The following is a 23,926-nucleotide window of genomic DNA, read 5'->3' on the forward strand; positions in this document are numbered from 1 at the left end:
CCATAATTGAGAATGGGTCCAAATAATTAAATTGTTCATATCGGTCAATTGTAGGTGTTTCCATAAAATTGTTGGATTAAGGGACCGTATTTAACCGGTCCCCTTTGGTGAATCAAGATAAAAACCAATGATACTGCTGATGCTGTACGGCATTGCCAATACTGTTTATCAACTCAAAAGCATTCACTGACCGCCCCAAAAAGGAGTCAATGTAACTTTGTTTATTGGCTCCAGTGAAGAGATTGTACACTTTCCATAGGTTGATGTCTCCATTTTGTTCCCTACAAAAGGAGGTATCGTGGTAGTAATCTTTGGCAATAGTGTTAATCTGAGAATCTACAAAATTCAGTTTGGTCACCTCCTTTTTATCGTTAGGGGGTAAAAATTGGTATAATCGTGCTCTCCCAATCAATGTAGCAAATTGATGTTCGGTCAAATAAGATTCCGTTAGGGATTGCATTGCTTTGAGATGATTGTTCATTTTGTAGCCCAATACCAGTTCATAAATCCCCTTCATTAGCTGAGATAGGTGCTTTGCTTTCAGGTTAAGAACTAATCCATCGGACCAAACACACAGGTTACAGCATACTTTGTTCTGAAAACCAATGAAAATTTTGAAATGCTCATCTGCTCCTTTTCTATTGTAAAGGTTATCAAGATTGTAAGACTTCACACCACCAATGGTCAGACATAACTCATTTCCATTGATTCTATCCCTAATGCTGGCTACTTCAATCACAAACATCATTCGCTCAAAATAAAGTGTTTCTTCATGTGGTAATAGGTCTTTGGCTCGCTTGTCCTTGGCTTCGGGAATCCTGCCTTTGATCGGGTGAGATACTCTGATGGCAGGGGACAGGACAGTTTCATTTGGAAAAACCTGATGGACAATTTCTAAGGCACAATTGATAAAATCCTGATGGGAAATTACGGGCTCATTGTCCTTGACAAAGACAGGAATCAGGTGTTGGTGCTCCAATTCAACCAAAGACATGGGAAGAGTATTGGCCTGTATAAAAGCCACTTCTGTTGAGGGTGTGATAATTTCCTGCTGAATAACAGGAGCCAAAGAGTGGTTATTGACGAGTTGCAGTTCCATTGGTAGATAGAGTTTGAGGTGAAATGGTAGAAATAGGGCTTTGTAGCTGGGCTTTACGCAGGTTAAAGTAGTTCAGATGTGATTGCTGATACTCAGGATGAGACATGTACAGCTCCCTCAGTTCATCCACTGTTTGACATTCATTGACATACTCGTGAAAAGGTTTCTCAGGCTGTCCCAATTGACACCAATCCTGAATGAGTTTTCCAGTTTGGGTAGTGATGGTAAATTCAGGTTGTCCTGCAAATAAGCCTGTACGGTCTTTGGTAGCAATGGCGTGGTGTTTACTGTCCAGTTCAAAGACCAAAGTGAGTTCATAATCAGTACCTTCTCTTTGGATAGGCTTCATTCCTACCTTTTCAGGCACCTGCTTGCCATTCTTTTCGTTTAGGACATAATCTTGTTTTGCTCTGAGGGTACAGATGATATGGCAATCTGCTTGTAGAATAGCTTGAATCAGCTGTTGATGTCTAGGAGTGAATTTAGCCCAGTTGGTATAGCTGTTGCCTGTCAGCTGTGAATGGGCATCCAAGATATACTCCCATTCCAAGCTCAAACTGTCAAGAATAACCACCCGTATTTGGGCCTCAGTGCATACTTTAATGGCCTGAATGTAGCGTTCAGGAGAGAAAGGTGGCTTTAGGGGTAGAATATAAAAACGGCCTAAATGAGCATAAAGCGAAGCACTTTGGTTTTCAGTATCAATAACAGCTATTTGCTTCCAGTCATTGACAAGCCCATAGGCTAAAAGTAAAGCTGAATAAGTTTTGCCGCTGCCTGAGCTTCCTTGTAGCCCTAATTTTATTTTGACATTTTTACGCTGTGCTGGTTGTAGTTGCATTTTAGAGAATGTTTTTGGTGAAAAAAGAAAAAAAAAAGGGTAGAGCCTTTTGAAAGACCCTACCCCAAAGTAGATGAGTGGTGAACTGTCAGGCAGTTTCAAATTGGTTGCCAAACACTGCCTGTTCAGGTGTACCATTTTCTAAAGGACTGTATTCATACCGATGCTGACGAGTGATTACTTCACCTGTTTCTGGAACAGTAAATTCATAAGGTGTACATTCAACTTTTGTAATGGAACCTGGGAATTGTTTTCCGATGAAATTTTTACAAACTGTTTCATTGAATGTCGTACTCATGAAACATTTTCGAGCAGTGATGTAATACCTGCCTGTAGAACGTGATAAGACCATTTCAGGCTCATCACTGGTTAGTTCTAAGGCATAATAGTTTTTCCCCTCCTGAGTAGTACGGATTGCGTAATTGGTTACGGTAAGCATGATGATAAATGTTTTAAAGTGAAACAAGAATTATTTTTCACTTTTCTCTTTCCCCGTGTGTACATTAGTAATATTTTTATTTGAAGCACGACGGGATATAGAGGCAGTGTTTTCGTAAGCTGGGGATGAGCTCTACACTGTCTTGTTTCAATACGCACTCAAAAAAAAGGGGGTATTAAAAATTTTACATCAAGTTTTACAAAATGAAGAAAAAACTGATTACTTAAGAAAAAGAAATCTGTTATTAACTCATAATAGCTTGTACGTAGTCTGGATTTGACCAATGAGACAGAATCATTTGCCCCAAAACTTCATTATATTCATCTTTTGTCAAATCTTCCTCAATAGGCAGCCTTGCACCTCTAAATAATTTCCCATTCTTAAATTTGACATCAACGTATATATGCGGTTTGCCATATACATCTTCAATGCCATGGTGGACATATCCAATAATACCCTTATTCAAAATAGGGTGTTTAAATTCTATAGTTTTCCCATCATCTTTGTATAATTCCATTTTTAATTCATATCTTTTGTCATAGCCGTAATCGAAGAGGTTAGGGTACTTCTCTTTCATCGTTCCTTCAACTGGTTGACTTTTTTCACCTACTTGCCTTGAATATGAATCACGAGCATATTGATACTCATCCATTTTTTCATTTTTGGGTAGTTGATTGGACAAATTATCGTGTATTATGAACCCGACAATAACAAGGACAATAATTATAAATATCAGCATTTTATTAAGTTAGATTTTGATAAAGTCCCAGAAATTTATTTAAATACTGACAATTATTATATTAATTTAGTCGTAATAATATAATAGTAAGTGTTACAAAAAACAATGTAACTAAACAGCCAGTATTTCTCACGTCAATTTTTGTAGGAGGGATTCCCTTAGCGTAGCAATGATTACAAATGCTAAAAGCAATTTTATGGGATGGTTCAATAAATGTTTTTCTTCCATCAATTGGGGCCTCTCCGCAAAAGTGACATATATCATTACGAATCAACCCTTTCGATGTTAAAAATTGAAACGCTTCAACATCACTAGTTATATGCATAACAGTTAAATCGGGCATTAACCTATCCAGTTTGTAATCAATGTATCGTGGCTCACCATTAAGGATAAGCTTTTGACGAAAACCGTTATCATTTAGGGTTTTGCATAGGGCACCCATGTATAAATTTAGCTGTGAAATGTCTTCCATATTTTATTATTTAAGTAAAAATTTGAAAATATACCCAATATAATGGGTGGATTGTTAAAAAGAAACAGCTCAGTTTTGGGCTGTGACAAAAATTCGTGATAACGGCTTCTTAAAAAGGTTTGGTGAAAACCTCCGTAGGCTCAGAGAACTGAAAGGTTTAAGCCAAGAGGAACTGTATTTCAGAGCCAATCTGTCTAAGAATCAGGTAGGTAACATTGAGAGGGGAGAAGTAAATACCACCATCAGTACTGCCTATGCCCTCTCCCAAGCTTTAGGGGTTGAACTACCCGAACTTTTCAAGTTTGAATAAACTACTTTTTAGCCTAATTGCCATTAATTGAATCAAAAAGTTATCAAGCGGTAGCTACCCAACCAATACACTACCCAATATATGCCTTTGGGTTGGCTAGTTGTCGAATTGGATCATTCACTTTTGAACTCGAAAACTAAACCCAACCAACCCAACCCCCTATATACCTGCTTGTTTTGGTTGGGTGGCTTTACATCAGTATTTCAGGCCAACAACTTTTCCAATTTCGATTTCCATTTCTCCCAATCAGGCATCATTTTGGTTTGGAGGTCGATGAATTTTTGTGTGTGGTCGTGATGGACAAGATGGCAGAGTTCGTGAATAATTACATACTCAATGCAGCCCTTAGGTGCTTTTATCAATTCGGGGTTCAAAATGATTTTACCCTTGGGGGTGCAACTTCCCCAGCGAGTGGGCATGTCTCTTAAAACAATCGAAGATGGCTCTACGTCATACACCTTGAATTTATCAATTAGTGGTTGGGCTATTGGGGGGAATTTTGCCCGTGCATGTTCCAAATACCACAGGGTAACCAACTCTTTGACCCGTGCTTGCTCTCTGGCTCGTACTTCAATATACCTTCCCTTAATTCTGACTGTTTCAGGCACCCCGTAATCAATTTTAAGCCGATATTGCCTGCCCAAATAAAGATGGGTTTCTCCGCCAATGTATTTGCGGGTTGGGGTTTTAGGGTAAAAGGACAAAAAGAAGCTTTGCTGTTTGATTATCCAAGGGGCTTTTTTTCTGACAATTTCCTCAATTTTATCCAAAGGGGCATCCATGGGTGCTTTGACAATTATTTCCAATTCAGGATTTACTGTAATACCCAGAGATTTACGTGTCCCGTATTGGAGCTTGAAGGTTATTGTTTTGGACCCAAATTGAATGGAATGAATCATGCTTTGTACCGTATTTTGGCTATTTCTACACATTTGCTGGCTAGTTCTTCGGCTTCCAAAATTGGCATTTGGAGTTCATCAATGAGGTATTCCCCAATGTAAAAGTTAATCTTCCGAACTATGTCCAACTTATTAGGCCAATCAACCACTACATATCTGCGAATAATGGCATCCGTTTCTTGTGCAAAAGTTATGCCCTGCTCCTGTGAGAGCTTAATGGAAGACACAATCAATCGGTAAAAGGCAATGGCCTCTTCCTTATTTTGTAAGTCAGTTGGAATGTCATCTCCTTTTTTACTGATAGCCTGCTCTCGGTATTCTTTCAGTTTTTTGATAGCCTCCAATTCTGAGATACGAAAGGCCCGTAAATCAGCAATGGTTTGCTGAATGAGTTCAGATAGCCTTTTGTAAAAGGTTGGGTCTTCATCCATTCGCTCACTGATGTGTTTGCTTGTTCTACTCGCAATTGTCTCAGCTTTGGCCCTACTGCCTACCACTTTTTCCAACTCTTTTTCAAAAGCAGTGGCATCCAAGATGCTGACCTGCTCAGTCAGTCGGATGACCTCCTCAGTGGTTACGTGTTGGTCAAGCAGTTTTTGGAGCTGCTTCTCGTATTTTTTGAAATCAACCCTGTCTGAATAGGTGTTAACGACTGCATTTCTGAGGTTGGTGAAAAACTTAAAATGGCTTAAATAAAGCGATTTTGTCTTTTGAGGAGTGTTGTTTTCATAGTCTAGGGAGGAAAGTGCTATTTTTAAGCACTTGGCAAAAGCAGTAAATTTTTGGTAAAACTCTGTTCTTATTGCTTCGTCAGCCAAAAGGTTTGAGTAGCTTACGATGTCCAGTTTATTGGAAATGGATTTAAAAAGGTCATTCAGCACTGAATGGCGTTGAGGTAATTTTTTTATCTCTTCTTTAACATCGGTGAGTGTACCCTGCAAATCATCCTTGTCAAATTCAGACAAATCGTTGTACACATTCATTGCTTCATCCAGTTCTCCAAGAATGCCTTCATAATCAATGATAAAGCCACATTCTTTGCCTTCGGCTACTCGATTTACCCTTGCTATTGCTTGCAAGAGGGTATGCTCTCTTAACTTTTTACAAACGTACATGACCACCACACGCGGTTCATCAAATCCTGTCAACAGTTTGTCAACTACAATTATGAGCTCAGGGTAATCCGTTTTTTTGTATTGATTTATCAGTTTTTTTTCAAAGTCCTTTCCAAATTTAGCCTCCATTTTTTTGTAAAAGGCCACTACTTCATCCGTGGACTCTTCGTGAATATCATCATTACCTTGGCGGTCATCAGAGGGGGATATGATTACTTCAGTGGTAACTTTTCCAATCAAATCAAAAGCTTTTTTGTACTTAATGGCCGTTGCTTTGTCAGGGGTTACCACCATTCCCTTGAATCCACTTCTTTCTCCCGTTTTATCCACACCCCAGTTTTGGGTATAGTGGTCTGAAATATCTCTGGCTATCTCATCAATCCGTTGTTCGGTTTTGGCAATGAGGTTTGCTTGGCTGTATTTTCTTTTCAGGTCTTTTCTTTCGTATTCACTAAGGGGCTCAGCCACACTTTCAAACCCGCGATCTAAGGCTTTTTGATTAACATTTTGAATGGCATATCGTCCTTCATACATGATGGGTACAATGGCCCCATCTTCAACAGCTCGTAAAATAGTGTAGTCATCAATGATTCCTCCAAATTTTTGGGCTGTGCTTTTTTCTTTTTTCATCAGGGGAGTTCCCGTAAATGCCAAAAAGCAGGCATTAGGCAGCACTTTTTGCATTTTCACGTTGAAAGTTCCGTATTGAGTACGGTGGCCTTCATCAATTAAGACAAAAATATTTGGGGATTCTAAAGGGGTATTGGCCAACTGATTAACTGCTGCTTCAAATTTATTGATAATGGTGGTCACTACTGCATCACTTTTACTTTGTAGCAGTGCCACTAACTGATTCCCTGTTTTGGCATTATGTACTGGGACATCCACTTTGCTGAATGTGTCAGTGATTTGAGTATCTAAATCAATGCGGTCTGTGACCAACACTATTTTGGGATTGCGAATGGTTTGGTAAATTTTCTTGGCTAGCATAGCCATTGTGAGTGACTTACCACTGCCTTGGGTATGCCAAATAACTCCTCCTTGCCTTCTTCCCTGCTCAATGTTCTGAATGCGTTTGATAACCTTTTTAATGGCAAAGTACTGCTGATAACGGGCTATCTTTTTGTAAGTGCCCCCTTCAAACAGAATGTAGTCTTTGGATAGCTCCATCAGTCTTTCGGGTCGGCAAAGGTTAAATAAATATTCATCCTGTACACTTACTTCCAATGTTGATTTTTCAAGCTGCTCCATATATTTTACTTCCCAATACTCACGGTCCTGATAGAGTAATTGCTTTTGTTCAGGACTCAATGGCGTATTGATAAGCTCTTTCAGCAGGTCTTTTTGCGCTTGTTGCTGTTCTGTGGCTCCTTCTTCTCTCCAAGCAGCCCAAAATTCTTCTTTGGTATCAGTAGTGCCATATTTCGCCTGCAAAGTAGCAATGCTCAACAGCAATTGACTGTACATGTACAATGGCCTAATGCCATCTTCCTGCTGATTTCGGGTATGTTGGGAAATAGCTTCTGACACGGGAGATTTGATGTCAGGTCTTTTGCACTCAATGATGCACAAGGGAATACCATTGACAAAAAGCACCAAATCAGGGCGGTAGGTATCTTTACTTGTGCTGCGCATTACCACAAACTCTTCCGTGACATGAAAGACGTTGTTGTGGATATTTTTCCAATCAATGTATTGTAACGTAAAGCTTTTTTTGTCACCATCAATGCTTTGCTCCAATGCCTTACCCAAAGTGAGAAGGTTGTAAGCAGACTCACAAGCAGTCATGTACCCTTCATTCACGGGTAGTTCTTTGAGGGCATGGATTCCTAGCTCAATGTTGGCATCGCTGAAAAAGGAGGTTTTGGTTGAACTGACCCGAATGCTGTTGATTTCTTTCAGTTGCTTACGAAGGACTTCTTCCAGCAGTACATTACTGATTTTATTGTTCCTCAGTTTGAGGGCTTTTTCGGGGGGAAGGTAGGTATAACCCAACTTTTGCAGTAACTGCAAAGCAGGTAACTGACTAACATGGTCTTCTTTAAAGCTGGGTGTATTCATGGTTTATTTATACTCTATATTTATTTCTTATCAATTATGAAGTTAGTTACTGTTTCTTTAGCTGGATAAATAGTAATTTTAAACTGCTTCTATTATAACCTTTGATTAGTTCTATCTTCTAATCTTTTGGTTCTTATATCATCTACTATCTCTTCTAATCTCTTCTAATCTCTTCTAATCTCTTCTAATCTCTTCTAGTTCTAGTATCTTTTCTTACACCATTTTTACTTCTTCTTTTACTGTATCATTGTACTTTCTTTGTAATTATCCACTTAGGTTTTGCATCATTACCTGCATTATTAATCGTACCTTTCATTCGCAGTTCAGATAAAAGATTTTTTATCTTACTTTTCTTTTGTCTATCATTCATCCAGTCAGGCAGCTTGTTCCATAGTAATTCATCCACATCACTTCTATCTACACTTTTATGTTCTTTAATAGCTTTTACTATCAAGTCAAGATAATAATCTTTATCAAAAGCTCGGTTTTTGGAATACGCTGCTTTTTGGCCTGTCTCTTGAGCCACCTTAATGCCAATGTAATAATTGGGTCTACGCCCCTCTATCAGTTTTTTAGTTTTAAGGTGTTTTTCTTCAAAATCAGTCAATAAGTGTTTTTTCTGAACCTTATCCAGCATCATTATCTCTTCCAAGGTCAAATCTTTGTTTTGTGCTAGGATGCGAGCATATTCCATATCCAATACTTTCCCGGCTATAGTTACCTTGACCTTCCCCTCAGACAAATCATAATCTGGCATTGGAAAAAAGCGGGCTCTTTGGTAGTTAAAAATTTTCTTGATTCCTCCACCTACTGTATCTACCATTTTTAGGTTGAACATGGCTGTAACTAAAAAACGGTTTCGGTAAAGCTCTTCGGGAGCATCTTCTCTGACAACCTTTTCTACACTACCGGGAATAAAACTTCCCAGATTGGTAAACACTAACTGGTCTTCCATTTCAATCACATTTATACGGCCATACTTTGTATAATCCTGATGGGCAATACAATTATTTAAAGCCTCTCTGATACTGTAAGGCTCATACTGATTCACTTCATCGGGGAATAGAGTATCGTCTTTTATATAGCGATATTTGAGATTGCGAATTTTGGTATATATTTTATCTACTGCCAAAAGCATAGGGCAACTGACTATTAAATAGTCTTTTTCAACTCCTTTGCTATCTTTAAGAATCCACCTGATTTTGGCTTCTGCTGGAGAAATAAAATGCTCAGCTTCTTCTCTTCCTAAAAGTATAATTGCAGTACGGGTGATTTGGCCTTTAATGGTGATTTTAGCCTTGTTAAGGAAGGTTATATCATCCCAGTTATCTACTTCCGCAGCTTTATCCGGAGACTTACTTTTGAAATTTAATCTGGCAACTTTAATTGCTTCATCATCTAAATCATCAATTGTAGCTTCTTTGACAATACCAGCACTCCAATCGTTATTGATAGCTTGGGCCCTTATACGCTCTATTTCTTCCAAATTCAAAGGAGATAGTTCTTCACCGTCTCTGCCATAATAGTGCCCCTCGAAGGCAAGAGGAACCCCTTTTGGTGCGGCGGGTATCTGAAACATAATCACTCTACCTTCAGTTAGTGGAAGTTCATAAATTTCCATAAATGTGATGCGCGAAGTGGTCTTGTTGGCTATTTCTCCTTTTAGGCTATCAAGGTCTTTCCGTGAGGTACGGAATTGGGTACCAACAATGGCATGATGTTTGTTTTCAATCCCAAAAACCAACCATGCAAAAGGGCGATTTTTTAGATTTGCTTCATTGCTTAAGGCAGAAAAATACTTGCCAAGTTTATTAAAATCAAAATTGGCTTTTGCCTCTTTAAACTCCACCACTTCCGTTTCGCTTGGCAAGTTCTGTAAGTATTGAAGTGTGCTTTCTAACTCTTGCTGATTCATAGCTTTAATCTCTTTTTGCCCGTTAACAACACCTGCATCAATCCCTTCTTTTGCTCTTTGAGCTGGCATAGCTTGTTTTTGAGAAGTTCTATTTCTTTGTCGGCAGTTTGCAGGATTTGGGCAATGGCAGTTTGTTCTTCGAGGGAAGGTAACTTAACTTTGATTTTTGCTATGAGGTCATACCATAAATACACTCTTACACCCCCTTCACCTAAACTCTCGATTCGGTGTTTAGTGTGTTCAAGCCTCAAAAATTGCAATAAATAATAGTCCAGTATGTCTTTTTTAGTTGAAAAACATACATAAAGTGAGCTGATTATTCCAACCTCGTCTTCAAAATATGCCAATGACCCAACATTGATTCTTGCAGGATTATATGCAAATTCATTCCGCTTTATTATTTTATAATTTGATAAGTCATTTCCTGCAACTTCTCTTTCAAAATGGTCTGATTGCAAAACAAAGCCGTTTGTGTTAGTAACTGAATAGACTTTTGCATCAATCAGTCCTTTATTCCTTCGAGAAAAATTTAAGGTTATATCCCCAAATCTTACTTCCTTCCACTCCCCACTAAACCCCTTTAATCGCTTCTTCCCTGTAAGTAACTGCTGCATTAGCCATTTTTTGCGAAGCTCTTTTTGAGTGATGAGTTGGGAGCTTTTTTGGATGGCTTCATCCCACGTACTGAGGCAAGAGGCTATGGCTTTTTGTTCGGGAAGAGGAGGGGAAGGTATTGGCATAAACTCCAATGTTCCTGCATTCACATTTTTTTGACCTCCACCAATTTGATTTAATTCAAAATATCCTTGCCCTAACTCCGAGTTAATATAAAAACAGAGATACTCTTTGTTCACAATGTTATGATAGGGTCTTGCTATTAAAGTTGTAAAACTTTGAGCGCCATTGTATAGATCTGGTACCAAACAGGCTGTACCCGGATAGCCAGTTCTGGCAATTAAAATATCTCCACTTTTAAGTCGTTTATTTTTGTGTACCCTCTCATAGGCTTCATCTATAAAAAGTAAATCTGAATCATCTAAAAAACCTTCTTTGATATTTTGATTTCGAAAGAGAATTACTCCAGTGTTGCGGTAAGCATGTGTTGCTGCGCTTGCGATACCTACCATTATTTTTTCTGTAATCTCTTTTAATTCCAATATTTCCCAGTCGCTAGGTATATTTCGTAAATGATTCATTATCCTAATTCGTTTAAATATTTCCCCATTTCAGCCTGTACAATTTTCAACTCCACTTCCAGCTTTTCAATCTCCTGTTGCACGGCCGCAATATCAATTTCATCCTCTTCTTCAAATGTATCAACATAGCGGGGAATGTTCAGGTTGAAATCATTGGCCTGTATCTCCTCAAAAGTGGCCACGTAGCTATATTTTTCTTCTACCACCCCTGCTGAGAACTGACCTTCGTTGAATTTACGATAGGTGTCTACAATGTGCTCAATATCTGTGCTGCGGAGTTTATTTTGGTTCTTGCCTGCTTCGTAGTGCTGGCTGCTGTCTATAAATAGTACGTTGGTATTGTCTCCTTTGCCTTTATTAAAAATCAGAATAGCCGCAGGAATACCCGTACCAAAAAACAGGTTGGAAGGGAGGCCTATCACAGCTTCCAAAATGTTCTCTTCAATGGTTTGTTGCCTGATTTTTCCTTCGCTGCTGCCTCTAAACAATACTCCATGAGGAACAATCACCCCTACTTTTCCACGGCCCTCATAGGTAGTTTCAATCATGTGGCTGATAAAAGCCCAGTCTCCTTTGCTCTTAGGAGGTACACCCCTCCAAAAGCGGTTATAAGTGTCTTTTTCAGGGTCAAAGTTGTTGCTGGTTTTTTGCTCATCTTTTTCATCCACTTTGCCCCATTTATCCAATGAAAAAGGTGGGTTGGCTACAACTGTATCAAATTTCATCAGGGTATCACCCTCTTTGAGTTTAGGGTTACGAATGGTATCTCCCCAACGAATGGTGGCATTATCAAAACCGTGCAAAAACATGTTCATCACTGCCAAGGCCCATGTACTGCCATTGGCTTCCTGTCCGTAGAGTGAGAAATTGGGAGAGCCTACTTCTTTACCCGCTTTAATGAGTAAAGAGCCTGAGCCACAGGTAGGGTCGGCAATTCTGGCTCCGGGCTTTGATTTGGTCAATTTGGCCAAAAGGGTAGAAACTTCACTGGGGGTAAAAAATTCTCCTGCTTTTTTGCCCGCATCACTGGCAAAGTTGGCAATCAGGTATTCGTAGGCATCACCTATGATGTCAGCTCCTTCCAAATGTGAGGGGGCTAAATTGAGCTTTTCGTTGCTGAAATCAATCAGCAGGTTTTTGAGGCGAGTATTTTTGTCCTTAGCATCCCCTAAATTGCTGTTGTTGAAGTCAATATTACGGAATACCCCACTGCCATCCTCACTGCTGAGTTTTTCACGGTTGGCATCCTCAAAATCATTCAGGGCAATGTTGATAAGCTCCCCGATATTTACCTCATTGCGGTGCTCATACAAATAATCAAAGCTGCAATGGGGAGGTACAATGAATCGTTCATGCCTCATGGCTCTTTCTGCCCGAGCTTCATCCCCTTGGTATTTTTCGAGATATTGTTTATGCTTTTCCTTGTGTACGTCACTGACATACTTCAAAAAAAGCATGGTCAAGATGTAATCTTTGTACTGGCTTGGGTCAATAATACCCCTGAATGTATCACAGGCTTTCCATACAATCTGCCTCACTTCGGTACTGGTAATCAATTTTTCCATCGGGTATGTCATTATTTTTGGGATGCTTTCAATAAAAGATGGTGGATTTGTGTCGCTCTAAGCTCAATGATTTGCATTTGAATTGCAGTCGCCTTCTGCTGCAAAGTATGAATTTTTACAATAGTATGTTGGGTAGAGGGCGTAGGTACATCTATTTCCAGTTCCTGCAATACGTTTTTGGGTATGGAAGGCAAAGAGGTGCCGATAGCATTGCCTTTGAGCAATTTTTGAGTGGTTGGAAAATTCATAAACCAAGCCAAATACGCAGGTTCTACTTCCTTATTAGCTAATTTTATGACCAAAAAAGTGGAAGAGGCTACACATGGACCAAACTCTTTTCTGTACAATGCAACAAAGTTTTTAGAGCCCTTGGCTGCAAACAGCAAGTCTCCTTCCTGCAATAAGTGCTTTTCGGTTTGGTCATTGAGTGGTAATTCAGGTAGAAGTGCAGCCGTTAGAACTCCATTTTCATCAAAGTGTCTGGCCTGCAAAAAAGCCACATCATTCCCCAGCCAGTTAGGGCTAGGGTATAAGCCTGTTTGAATGGTGGCAATATCTTTTAATAAATACTTCAAGTTTTTTTGTCAGTAAATTTTCTACAAATTTAGCGGAAGTAATTTGAAAAACAAGAAAATATGTCGGTAACATTTCTACTGAAAATAGTTTTTTAGTCAGAATGTACCATCAAAGGTATCTCAGGAGGCTACTTTGGCGTGGTTATGACATTAAAAAAACAGTAAAAAACCAACCAAAACGCATGTTCCTTTTATAGGGCATTGTCTTGGCTGGGTAATTTTAGAACAATTCACAAATCATAAAAGGCTGCTCACTTTCTGTTATCTGTTCCGATACCTCCAATTCATAAACCGTTGGCTTTCCATTGGCCGTGTGGGCTCGTAATGTACAGATGTTGCCTTTGTGGTCAATGATTTCGATTTTCTTCTCAGTAATTTCCTCCAACCTGCTTTTGAGGGTGTTTTCTGAACACTCAAAGCTCTGTTTAAGAACCAAGAGCAACTCTTTTTGGGGCATTGAAGGCTTCAAAAGCTCTCCCAATTTTTCTGCTACCAATTCACTGTCTGCCACCTGTCTGCGTTCTGCTGTAATTTTTTGGATAAAATCAGAATGAGCCAAAACAAGCCCTTTTTGGTTTTCATCGTACAACAAATGAACAGGTGTTGGCCTTTTTGCACTTCTGATTTTTAAAAATTTGAGACTGATAAGGTCGGTATCCTCATTATTTTTCCCTTTTTCATACCCAATCTGCATCACGGTAGAAGCTTTGTTGGTTGCTTCAGTTCCAGTGTGTCCGCGTGCTTTGTCAGAATTAGGGTTTTGGTGAATGACCAACAAAAAAGTACATCCAAAATTGTCACACAAATTCCCCAAGTAGTCAAACAACTGCATTGACTCCGAGGCATTGTTAAAATCACTTACACAATCCGTAACCACATCCAAAAGTACGAACATGGGGTAGGTAGTTTGTGTACGTATCTGTTCAATAAATGTCTTTACGGCTTGTAGCCTTTTGTTTCGGGGTACTTGTTTGATGGATGTAAACCTAAAATCTACTGGGGTGTCATTGACTCCATAACAGCCTTTTTGCTTAATGGATTGAATGGCAGTAGGAAATTCTTCATTTAGGTTCCGTTCCGTGTCAATATAAACCACCGTAATTGCCTCATCTGTCCTTTCAAAATTAAGACAGTGCTGCATACAATCGGAAGAGTTGGCAATCAGTAAACTGCAAAATGCCTCCGCAATTCTTGACTTATGGGAGCCATACTTACCCTGAATAATATTGATTGTCCCTCTCCGAATAATGGGTACTTCCCCCATATTGACCAATGGCGGAGAATAAACAATTGGCTGTGTTGCTAGCTGGGCCAGTTTCTTTTCTGTTTCGAGTAAAGACTCCAGCAAGGGCAATGGCTTATTTTCTTTAGGTTCGGGTGTTATGCTGAGTTTTGGCTCAGGGGAAGCCAACACTTCCCCCAAGCTGTCTAACAACAATCGTTTATCCAATTTCAAACAAAACCAATCCGAAATATCCTTACCACCATTTTCACTTAGCAAAGAGGGTAAAATAAAATTGCGTAACCCATATTGCTGAGATTTGCGGTTACTTTCCTTACGCCCTATTTCATCAGTGTCTAAGCATAGGATTACATGGTTAGCTTTGGAGTGAAGCTGTCGAAGAATTTCATCTGGTATTTTGGTGCTCACATTGTCCAAACCAACTGCGTAAATGCCATCTTCATTCAGGTTGGTATTTGCAATAATGCAGTCTTTTAAGCCTTCTACGAGCAGAATAACGGAGCATTGTGCGGGTAGTTGTGAAAGGCCAAAAATGCTTTGGTAGGTCGAAGTTCTTTTGCCAATGTAACAGTGTTTGTGCTTTGGGTTCTTTTCTAATGGTCGATAAATTTTTGTATATCCCTCTCCCAAATTGAAAGCAAAAGCTGGATTTTCTGCTGTGGTGCTTACCGTATATCCTTTATCAGTGACGTATTTTTTTACACCTGCTACTTCGTACTTAGTCAGGGTTGCTGCAATTCGGGAAACAGTAGTGGAGGCATCCTCAAACTGACTCCAATAGTCAAAACTTCCCCCCACCTCAAAAGAGCCCCTGTTTTGTGCTTCCCTAAGACGTAACCCTAAATCTTGGTTTATGTAAATGAGGGCATCATAAAATGGACAATTTTTCAGCCTCATTACAAAATCAATGGCATTTATTGGCTTTCCTTCCGCAAAATCCTTATAAATATACACTCCCGACTCCCCCTGAAACACATTGGCGGAAGGGTGCTCATCCTTTCTGAAAACAGCCTTAAAAGCCTTCTTTGGCTGTTCAAAATCTGAAATATAATGGCTGAAAATATCAAGACCGCCGTTGGTAGCGGCCAAGATAGTTTGTTTTGTTAGCGGAGTATTAATTGTTGGCAAAAGGTGATGCATACAGGTCTTTTGTTAAAAGTTTGTGGAGATTTTGTATGAATTTCAAACCTTCTGGAGTGACCTGAATCAATTGAACGGTTTTAAAAACATACTTCCCGTTTTTGCCATATATGTGGTAAGGGCGGGTTTCAAAATAGCCCACAACTAAAAATTCCCGAGCAGGTAACTGGCCTTGTAGTATATTGTACCTGCGTAAAAATGCAAATAGCTTTTGTTTGTTTTTAAAGCCTAGGATTTCCGTCACCTCGGCCATTGTATATATTGTCTGATTCATAATTTTTTTGTCTTTAAAATACTGTTTTTCAGTTCATTAATTGTATTGTTGCGTGCTTCATTAACCCAGTTTTGAAGGTCCGCTTTTTTGAAGTATAGTTTTTGATACCTTTTATGATAGGGAATGAGCCGCTTACTGGTGTATCGGTAAAGAGTTGATTCGGCAATACCCAAAAATGATGCAGCCTGCTCCGTACCCATAATTGTTGGGTAAGTGAGGTCTGGATCGTCCTTATTTTTGACTTGGAAGTGGTTGGAGACAACTCGCTCAACAACTGTTTGTATCAGTTGTTCGAGGTCTGCGGGGGTGGTGATAATTACTGCGTTTTCTTTCATTTGTCCAATTGTTTGATTTTCCGGATCAAAACTATTGGATTGAATAATGGGAATTTGAAACGCAGTATTTCAGTAGAAAGAAAGTACTAAAATAGTACAAACACAGTATTTTAAGCCTATTTGTTAAAGTTATCGGCAGTTTTTTTGTAGTCAAATCCCTCAAAATTATCAGTCAGCAAGCGAACATATTTATCTTTGTTTTGATTTGTTGATTCATAATCAATTTTGCACAAATCGTAGAATTTATAAAACAAAAACCGTATTGTCCCGAATTCTCCGTGTGCGATATTCATTTTTATTTTTTCTTTAGGAGAGTCATCATGGCCTGAGAAAGCGTTCGTAATAAATTGCTCAAACTGTTTCTCACTGAGGTGTGGCTTTCCTCCTGCCTTACTTATTTTTTGAGTTAGTTGCCAAAAATGTTTTTTGACCAAGTCAAGCTCCATGCTGTTGAATTTATTTTCATTCTTACTGTTCGCAACTGACTCTGGCTCCTTTTGAGCAATAACTTCGTTTTTTGGCCAAAGACGTCTCTTCAATTCCAGTAGGCTATCTTCAATTTTCAGAAAGTTTGATTGAATGATTGGAAGATAAGAAGCAAACGACTTTGTACCTAATAACTCCTCTTCATAATAGCGTAGCTTCCGTTGAGTAGTGCTTATAATTTTATCAAAACTCTCTTCGTCACACTCTGCGACTAATTTGAATTTCCATGCTTCAAATTCTCGGGACAGCTCTTCCATACTTTGGTTAAGACGGACTTGGTAATAGCTGTCATGTAGCTCCTCATAAGCCAGTACTTGTACTTCATCGTTAGAATTTACACACAAACGGTCACATTGAGTCAGGTCAAAAGTTAAATAAGTTTCGTAGTCTTCTACAGTATAGCTTCCATCTTCCACCCTTTCAATTATTCCAATGACCTCCTCACCCAACGAGTCCCGATGAATGGGATAGGAGTTTAAACGTTTGCAAAAGTCGTTATAGGTAACTCCATCCTTTTCATCAGCAATTAATTTTTGAATAGCTTCAAAGTTCATGTCAATTAAAATTTGTCAGTGATTCGGCGTATTTCTTTTTAACATCATCTTCAAAGCTATCGAGGTAATGTTCTGTGGTTTTGAGGCTGTTGTGCCCCAAGCTTTCAGAAATGAACTCAATGGGAGCACCACTCCTTTTAAGCACAGTTGAAAAACTATGTCTTGCAGCATAAGTAGTCACTGGTTTATCAATCTCCAGCTCAGCTACTATCCTTTTCATGTATTTGTTGACCTGCTTGGTGAGGTACTGCACTAATTCTCTCTCTCGCTGAGGATCAATATTAGGTTGCAAAATAGGAAAAATGTAATTGCTTGGCAATCGGTTAGGATTACCCCACTTTGTGATAATCGCTTTTGCTTGTTCACTCAGATAGACCACAATCTGCTTTTGATTACCTTTTTTGGTATGCTCAGTCTTTGCCCTTTGGAATGCTATCCTATCCCCGTCTAAGTTGGAATATTTAAGTCGGCAGATGTCTTTGATATTTATGCCATTGCACAAATAAGAGAATATCCAGAAATCCTTTGCTTTATCTTCTGGGCTGTTTGGGATGGCTTCATACTCAAAGATTTGTTTCAATTCTGCCAATGAAAGGGCTTTTTTAATATTCTGACCTGCGGGTATTTGGAATTTTGATTTCCTGAACGGATACTTTTCCCTGCCAATTATACCATTTTCTATGGCTTGGTTGTAAATGGTTCGTAGGCTGCGAAGGTAAATGCCCACAGTGGTTGAAGATTTGTCACTGGCAAGCATAAACCGTTCATAACTATTGAGAAAGTCAGGAGTTATGTCTTCAAACATGAGTTTCTTCTTGAATTGTTGAAGGGAATTCTTGGCTGATTCGTAGGAAGTGGCTGTTGAAACTCTGCCCTGCTGTTTCAGTTTAGTAATGTAGGAATCAAAAGCTGTATACACATTGGAGAATACTGCTCCATCTTCTTTTGGGAAAAATAATTTTTCAAATTCGTCAAAACTAAATGGATTGAGTTGACTAAATACATCAAGAGCCCTTGACTCACGGGCCGTAATGTTTACCTTTACATCTTTCAGGAAAGGGTCTCGTACTTTAGATGAATCCAGTTTTTTGTAATCTTCCAGACTGAGTGATGGCAGACCCACATTAAAATACTTACGTGCTCTATTAAATGTGATGCGTAGTTTCAGTGGGTAAGTTCCATCATTTTTTTCTTTGCGAGTGTCTAAAATAACATTTGCTGTTGGTATATGTGATTTCATAGCTGGAAAAATGGAAATAAAATTTGATACACAATTTGATACACAAATATGATAAAAGTAAATAAAAGAATCTAAAGTTGACCAACTTTCTGATTTGTAAATAGCTGATATACAGCAATATTTATTAAATAATACAAAAGAAGCTAAAGCTTGAATTTCTGACTGTTAATCAGAGGGTCGCTGGTTCGAGCCCAGCCTCGGGAGCCCTAAAAGTCAAGCACTTAGCAGAAATGTTAAGTGCTTTTTTAATTCTACTTGCACCACAAAACAGAGTATGGATCAAGACCAAAAGTTGTGGAGAGCGTTGGAAAAGTAGGGGGGCAGCTAAAAATGTAGTTGTTTTGCAGAGAATCAATATTGACTGCCTTGCAAGAATCTTACTTATCCTTAGTTCGTTTTCTATTACCTGAGGGGATCCTCGACTATTTCGAACTTTCTAAAATCGTTGAAGGCCTGACGGGTCTTCACATCTATCTGCAAGAAAAGAATCTGCCACCCGGCGAATACAAAGATTACAAATTAGAGTCCAAAGGCTTTTTACCTGAGATATATATTCAGGACTTTCCCATTCGTAATCATCGTGTTACACTTTGCATTAAACGTCGTCGTTGGGAAGTTAAGGCCACTGGCGAAATTATCAGCAGGGACTGGAATGTAGTGCAACAGGGGACTCGGATGACCAAAGAGTTCGCACGGTACGCCGCCGCGGGATTTTTTAAAAGGACTGTATTGATAATCACCCTGTTAGTTGTTCACAGTTGGGTAAATATTTCCATTTGGATGGTAAGCAACTTCAAGAGCATATAAAGATCATATCAGTGATTATAAAGATTGGAAGCAACGTGAGCATGCCGCCGACTGGCTTTTATATTCTGAAAATATCGGTCCATATTTAAGCATTGATGAGACCTCACTGTCCAATGGTGAACTTTATACGATTGTAACCAACAAGGCTGCTAAAGGTCGAAAAGGTTCATTAGTAGCGATGGTAAAAGGGACGCAAGCCAGCTCAGTTATCGAGGTTTTGAGCAAGATTTCGAAGCGTATTCGAGGCAAAGTTCGGGAGGTGACCCTAGACATGGCAGCCAATATGGGACTGATTGTAAGTCGTTGTTTTCCAAAGGCATCAAAGGTCATCGACCGGTTCCATGTCCAAAAATTAGCCTATGATGCGGTTCAGGAAGTCAGGGTCAAATACAGATGGCAGGCACTTGATCAGGAAAATCAAGCGATTGAAACTGCAAAGCAAAGTAACTTGCCTTGTCAACCTGAAATTCTAGCTAACGGCGATACACTCAAACAGTTGTTGGTTAGAAGCAGGTATTTGTTATTCAAACATCATGACAAATGGACAGGCTCGCAAGTTCAACGTTCAAGATTGCTTTTTGAGCGTTACCCGATTATCGAGCGAGCCTACCGATTGGCAACAGGGTTACGAGCCATTTTTCGAGCTTGTAAATCCAAAGAGCAGGCCTTCAAAAAATTGGCGCTTTGGTACAATGAAGTGGAAGAGTGTGGTCTTGATTCTTTCAAAACTGTCGCAAGGTCTATTCAAACACATTATTTGGACATCCTGAATTTCTTCAACAACAGGAGCACAAATGCTTCGGCCGTGTCTTTTAATGCTAAGATCAAGGCATTTAGGTCATCTTCCAGAGGTGTTAGGGGCATTCCATTCTTCAGGCAGCTTTCCAAGAACTGTCTAATTTAAAACAAGCTACTCATGCGTAACATGAGTAATTAAAAAACCTCGCTGATCAATTCAGCGGGGTTTTTTAATTACTCAGTAATTCAGACAACTAACTAGCGTGCTATCGTAAGTGCTCTTCGATAATTTTGCCCATCGGCCGTTTTGATGACATAAAAATAAGTACCTTCTGAAATGCCCTTCCCGTTGGTATCAAGCCCGTCCCAATCGTTTCGATAGTCGGCATTTGTGTACACCAGGACACCTAGACGATTGTAAATTTGCAGGTTGATTTTTACCCCTTTTTTATTCCGTAACGCAAACACGTCATTGACTCCGTCACCATTCGGAGAGAAACCCTCTGGGATGACCAAATCATCGCCCTCAATCCCAATACTTACATTGCTAATGGGGTCGGGATCGGGAACCGTCACCGAAGGGTCAGACGGAGTAAGCGTGGGAGGTTTGGTCGTTACCGAAGGACCGGAAGAGGAATTGGAGGATAAATTGGGGCATGCTTCGGAAATCACGGGAATAGTTGCGTTACTAAAGCTGCCCGATTTTACCACTTTTAGCTGAAATTCATTGCCATTGGCCACTACTTCAGACAAGCCCGATTTAGGGAACGTTTGCGGAGTATACCAGAGAACTTGAGAGGGAGTGTTGATACTGGTATTAGCAATATCAAACTGAATGGTGGCGATACTCATCCATTCTAAGGTTACTTTTTGAGATTTTTGTCCTGAACCAGTATAAAAAACATTGAGAGATAACAGTCCTTGAGCAATGTTTTCTGAAGATCCGTTCAAGTTTTGCACTCCATACTCCTGACCATTGGCTGCTTCACGACTGAAATTGTGCTGTTGCACAATGGCAGGTCGGGACAAAAGGCGTCCATCGTAGCCAAAGCGAAAATTGGCATCGCCTAAATAAAACGGGGCATCCTTCTGAACCGAGCGTATTTCCACGTCCATCTGCACCCGTTTATCAATGCAATCCACTTTTTTGAGGGTAAGCCGGGCATTGAAAAAGGCATCCTGTGCCAATGCTCCGCTTAACGTCGCTGCATACAATGCAACGGTAAAAAATAACTTTTGCATGGTTTTTCAAAGGTTAAAGCCCACTTGGTTTTGCCAAGTGGGCTTGTGAATCCAATTAACGCGGTACGACAGAGTAACGGCCATTATTCTTCTTCCAAATCACGCTGTCTAAGAAGTTAATGTCAGCGTCCATGTTGAAGTCACCGTATAGGTATTTGTCAAAGAAACCACTTTCACTTTTCCACAACTGCGAATCATTGAAGTTGATGTCGTAGTTGTCGGTGAAGGTGTCTTTTTTACCGTCAGCAGCGTGCATCATCCACTTACCGTTCACTTGGATTTGACCAAATGATGGCGGGTTGGCGATCACATAGCTGTCCTGTTGGGTAAAGTCGAAGTTGAGCGTATTGCTTTGCACTTTTACTTTACCTGACATCACTCCCATGTGGTTGCGGTGCTCAATGACGACAAAGTAGTTACCCGTCGGCAAGCTATAACACGCATCCGTGAAGGTAATGTGGCCGTCGTCGTGTAACAGGGCCGCTTTGCGTAACACGGTAGAAGCAACCGAAAGAGAATCAGTCCGCAACGAAACCAGTACCCAATCCACAACGGTGTTTGCGTACGTGATACTTGGGCTACCTTCGGTGCCGTTGTAGTTCCATGGAGCACCCGTATACGGTTGACCCGCAGGAGTATCCACTCCGAATGGCCCTACGTGCGTTTGACCCGGTAATAACCCCCTCTGATTGAGCATCGTACCCATCTTATCGGTAGCGGTATCATACGGTCCTTCGAGCAACACTTTTAGGTTCAATGTTACACAAACTGTTCCGGAAGCATCGGCCAAATCAGGCAAGCCATCGCCGTCACTGTCGGGCAAGGTATATTTACCGGTACCGTCCAATACGCCGATTTCTGCACTGTCAAGGATGATGTCGCCGTCATCATCGGTATCCGTCGCATTTGGTGTGCCGTCGTTGTCAGTGTCGAGGCCTTGGCCTGGTGCTTCTGCACCATCCAAGATGCCGTCGCCGTCATCGTCGGTATCAGTGGCGTTTGGTGTACCGTCATTGTCGGTGTCAAGCGGTTTGGGGTCTTGCGTATCCAACAGACCATCCGCATCATCGTCCGTATCGGTTGCATCACTAATACCATCTCCGTCAGTATCCAATGGAGTTGTGGCATCTGCTAAATCAGGCAAACCATCGCCGTCGCTGTCAGGAAGCGTATAGACTCCACCTACCAACGTGCCCTGTTCGGTGCTATCGGGGATTCCGTCGTTATCGTCATCGGTATCGGTCGCGTTCGGTGTACCGTCGTTGTCGGTGTCGAGGCCTTGACCCGGCGCTTCTGCACCATCCAAGATGCCGTCGCCGTCATCATCCGTATCGGTCGCGTTCGGTGTACCGTCATTGTCGGTGTCAAGAGGTTTTGGATCTTGTGTATCGGTCAAACCGTCACCGTCGTCGTCCGTATCCGTGACATCAGCAATACCATCGCCGTCGGTATCCAACGCATCGGCTAAATCAGGCAAGCCATCACCGTCGGAATCAGGAAGCGTATAAACACCGCCTACCAACGTTCCCTGTTCGATTGTATCCAAAACACCGTCGCCGTCATCATCGGTATCCGTCGCGTTTGGTGTACCGTCGTTGTCGGTGTCGAGGCCTTGGCCCGGTGCTTCTGCACCATCCAAGATGCCGTCGCCGTCATCATCCGTATCGGTCGCGTTGGGTGTACCGTCATTGTCGGTGTCCAAAGGTTTTGGATCTGTGGTGTCGGTCAAACCGTCACCATCGTCGTCCGTATCCGTTGCATCAGCAATACCATCGCCATCAGTATCCAATGGAGTTGTGGCATCTGCTAAATCAGGCAAACCGTCGCCATCGCTGTCGGGCAGGGTATATTTACCGGTAACGTCCAATACGCCGATCTCTGCACTGTCAGGGATGCTGTCGCCATCATCGTCCGTATCCGTCGCATTCGGTGTGCCGTCGTTGTCAGTGTCGAGGCCTTGACCCGGCGCTTCTGCCGTATCCAAGATGCCGTCGCCGTCATCGTCGGTATCAGTGGCGTTCGGTGTACCGTCGTTATCGGTGTCGAGCGGTTTAGGATCTTGTGTATCCAAAATGCCATCCGCATCATCATCGGTATCCGTGACGTCAGGAGTGCCGTCACCGTCAGTATCAAGCGAAGCTGCATTTACTTGTAATTTAGGCTGGAGGTTATTGTTATTGGGCGAATCTGTAAACGCGGCAAAATTACTTACCGGTTGTACATTGATATTCGTCACTTCAAACCCCGGCGATTGTGCTGTTCCGGTGACTTGAAGCGTAACATTACCTCCTCCAAAAGCAGGAATAGCGGCGGTATTGCTTCCGCGCCACGTATCCGGCCCCAAATAAACCCAGGTAAATAAAGCCCCTCCCGTACCGGCAGGAGCCGTGGTGCCATTCGTAGAGTAATAGTTATTGGCGGTACTGATCGTCAATTCTATGGAGCCTGCCGGAATCGGAGTTGAGCCTGAATTAGCAAAACTAATGGTCAGTAACGTGGTTTGTCCCACGCCAACAGTACCGGGCACGAAGTTCGCCCCGGTAACGGCGGGTTCTGCATATTGAGCAACGACGTTCGTCAGAGTAAGCAGAAAAAAAAGAAAGCTCAGAATGATATTTTTCATCAGATGATTCATTTACAG

The 23,926-nt window shown here is 40.8% G+C and carries 21 protein-coding genes; 3 read left to right on the top strand and 18 right to left on the bottom strand.

Annotation, left to right across the window (positions count from 1 at the left end; genetic code table 11):
• Positions 1-112: 112 nt before the first annotated feature.
• The 5 genes from DVG78_RS06370 to DVG78_RS06390 all read right to left on the bottom strand — a co-directional run bounded on the left by DVG78_RS06370 (position 113) and on the right by DVG78_RS06390 (position 3,590).
• Positions 113-1,099: a DUF3871 family protein gene (locus DVG78_RS06370; protein WP_114460221.1), complete on the bottom strand. Its 987-nt coding sequence runs from the start codon at positions 1,097-1,099 to the stop codon at positions 113-115.
• The gene (locus DVG78_RS06375) at positions 1,077-1,940 is read right to left on the bottom strand and encodes an AAA family ATPase (protein WP_114460222.1); all 864 of its coding nucleotides are present in this window, start codon (positions 1,938-1,940) and stop codon (positions 1,077-1,079) included. The genes DVG78_RS06370 and DVG78_RS06375 overlap by 23 nt, the downstream gene beginning before the upstream one ends.
• Positions 1,941-2,028: 88 nt before the next feature.
• Complete coding sequence (locus DVG78_RS06380; RefSeq protein WP_114460223.1) at positions 2,029-2,379, bottom strand: hypothetical protein; 351 nt, start codon at positions 2,377-2,379, stop codon at positions 2,029-2,031.
• A 244-nt stretch (positions 2,380-2,623) separates the two neighbouring features.
• Positions 2,624-3,031 carry a hypothetical protein gene (locus tag DVG78_RS06385; protein ID WP_147277006.1) on the bottom strand — a complete coding sequence of 136 codons (408 nt, stop codon included), beginning with the start codon at positions 3,029-3,031 and terminating at the stop codon, positions 2,624-2,626.
• A 148-nt stretch (positions 3,032-3,179) separates the two neighbouring features.
• Positions 3,180-3,590 carry a hypothetical protein gene (locus DVG78_RS06390; protein WP_114460225.1) on the bottom strand — a complete coding sequence of 137 codons (411 nt, stop codon included), beginning with the start codon at positions 3,588-3,590 and terminating at the stop codon, positions 3,180-3,182.
• Positions 3,591-3,672: 82 nt separating this feature from the next.
• Here DVG78_RS06390 and DVG78_RS06395 point away from each other — a divergent pair, with 82 nt between their 5' ends.
• The gene (locus DVG78_RS06395) at positions 3,673-3,900 is read left to right on the top strand and encodes a helix-turn-helix domain-containing protein (protein WP_199563209.1); all 228 of its coding nucleotides are present in this window, start codon (positions 3,673-3,675) and stop codon (positions 3,898-3,900) included.
• Between the two features lie 203 nt (positions 3,901-4,103).
• Here DVG78_RS06395 and DVG78_RS06400 read toward each other — a convergent pair whose 3' ends face one another.
• The 11 genes from DVG78_RS06400 to DVG78_RS06450 all read right to left on the bottom strand — a co-directional run bounded on the left by DVG78_RS06400 (position 4,104) and on the right by DVG78_RS06450 (position 18,498).
• Positions 4,104-4,799 carry a M48 family metallopeptidase gene (locus DVG78_RS06400; RefSeq protein WP_114460374.1) on the bottom strand — a complete coding sequence of 232 codons (696 nt, stop codon included), beginning with the start codon at positions 4,797-4,799 and terminating at the stop codon, positions 4,104-4,106.
• The gene (locus tag DVG78_RS06405; protein WP_114460226.1) at positions 4,796-7,975 is read right to left on the bottom strand and encodes a type I restriction endonuclease subunit R; all 3,180 of its coding nucleotides are present in this window, start codon (positions 7,973-7,975) and stop codon (positions 4,796-4,798) included. Before DVG78_RS06405 ends, DVG78_RS06400 begins: the two co-directional genes overlap by 4 nt.
• Positions 7,976-8,219: 244 nt before the next feature.
• Entirely contained in the window at positions 8,220-9,959 is a 1,740-nt protein-coding gene (locus tag DVG78_RS06410; RefSeq protein ID WP_199563210.1) for a DUF8451 domain-containing protein, read from the bottom strand.
• On the bottom strand, positions 9,887-11,086 hold the full coding sequence (locus tag DVG78_RS06415) for a restriction endonuclease subunit S (RefSeq protein ID WP_114460227.1): 1,200 nt from the start codon (positions 11,084-11,086) through the stop codon (positions 9,887-9,889). Before DVG78_RS06415 ends, DVG78_RS06410 begins: the two co-directional genes overlap by 73 nt.
• Positions 11,086-12,651 (bottom strand): type I restriction-modification system subunit M, encoded by a 1,566-nt coding sequence (locus DVG78_RS06420; RefSeq protein ID WP_114460228.1) that lies wholly within the window; start codon positions 12,649-12,651, stop codon positions 11,086-11,088. The genes DVG78_RS06415 and DVG78_RS06420 overlap by 1 nt, the downstream gene beginning before the upstream one ends.
• An 11-nt stretch (positions 12,652-12,662) precedes the next feature.
• Positions 12,663-13,226, bottom strand: coding sequence for a restriction endonuclease subunit S (locus DVG78_RS06425; protein ID WP_114460229.1), 564 nt, complete (start codon positions 13,224-13,226; stop codon positions 12,663-12,665).
• 220 nt (positions 13,227-13,446) lie between these two features.
• Positions 13,447-15,609 carry an AAA family ATPase gene (locus DVG78_RS06430; RefSeq protein ID WP_114460230.1) on the bottom strand — a complete coding sequence of 721 codons (2,163 nt, stop codon included), beginning with the start codon at positions 15,607-15,609 and terminating at the stop codon, positions 13,447-13,449.
• Positions 15,584-15,883 (bottom strand): phage antirepressor KilAC domain-containing protein, encoded by a 300-nt coding sequence (locus tag DVG78_RS06435; protein ID WP_114460231.1) that lies wholly within the window; start codon positions 15,881-15,883, stop codon positions 15,584-15,586. Before DVG78_RS06435 ends, DVG78_RS06430 begins: the two co-directional genes overlap by 26 nt.
• Complete coding sequence (locus tag DVG78_RS06440; protein ID WP_114460232.1) at positions 15,880-16,218, bottom strand: helix-turn-helix domain-containing protein; 339 nt, start codon at positions 16,216-16,218, stop codon at positions 15,880-15,882. The genes DVG78_RS06435 and DVG78_RS06440 overlap by 4 nt, the downstream gene beginning before the upstream one ends.
• Positions 16,219-16,334: 116 nt before the next feature.
• On the bottom strand, positions 16,335-17,258 hold the full coding sequence (locus tag DVG78_RS06445) for a hypothetical protein (RefSeq protein ID WP_114460233.1): 924 nt from the start codon (positions 17,256-17,258) through the stop codon (positions 16,335-16,337).
• Between the two features lies 1 nt (position 17,259).
• Positions 17,260-18,498: a site-specific integrase gene (locus DVG78_RS06450; RefSeq protein WP_114460234.1), complete on the bottom strand. Its 1,239-nt coding sequence runs from the start codon at positions 18,496-18,498 to the stop codon at positions 17,260-17,262.
• Positions 18,499-18,864: 366 nt separating this feature from the next.
• Between DVG78_RS06450 and DVG78_RS06455 the strand changes: the two genes are divergently transcribed.
• Positions 18,865-19,305 carry an ISAon1 family transposase N-terminal region protein gene (locus DVG78_RS06455; protein ID WP_374755711.1) on the top strand — a complete coding sequence of 147 codons (441 nt, stop codon included), beginning with the start codon at positions 18,865-18,867 and terminating at the stop codon, positions 19,303-19,305.
• 7 nt (positions 19,306-19,312) lie between these two features.
• Positions 19,313-20,209 carry an ISAon1 family transposase gene (locus DVG78_RS06460; protein ID WP_114460235.1) on the top strand — a complete coding sequence of 299 codons (897 nt, stop codon included), beginning with the start codon at positions 19,313-19,315 and terminating at the stop codon, positions 20,207-20,209.
• A gap of 92 nt (positions 20,210-20,301) precedes the next feature.
• Here the strand turns inward: DVG78_RS06460 and DVG78_RS06465 are convergent, their stop codons facing one another.
• The gene (locus DVG78_RS06465) at positions 20,302-21,285 is read right to left on the bottom strand and encodes a T9SS type B sorting domain-containing protein (protein WP_114460236.1); all 984 of its coding nucleotides are present in this window, start codon (positions 21,283-21,285) and stop codon (positions 20,302-20,304) included.
• A gap of 55 nt (positions 21,286-21,340) precedes the next feature.
• A complete protein-coding gene (locus DVG78_RS06470) occupies positions 21,341-23,908 on the bottom strand; it encodes a hypothetical protein (RefSeq protein WP_114460237.1) in 2,568 nt (855 codons plus the stop codon).
• Between the last annotated feature and the right edge of the window lie 18 nt (positions 23,909-23,926).

It is taken from the genome of Runella aurantiaca (assembly GCF_003339505.1).
Classification (GTDB): domain Bacteria; phylum Bacteroidota; class Bacteroidia; order Cytophagales; family Spirosomataceae; genus Runella; species Runella aurantiaca.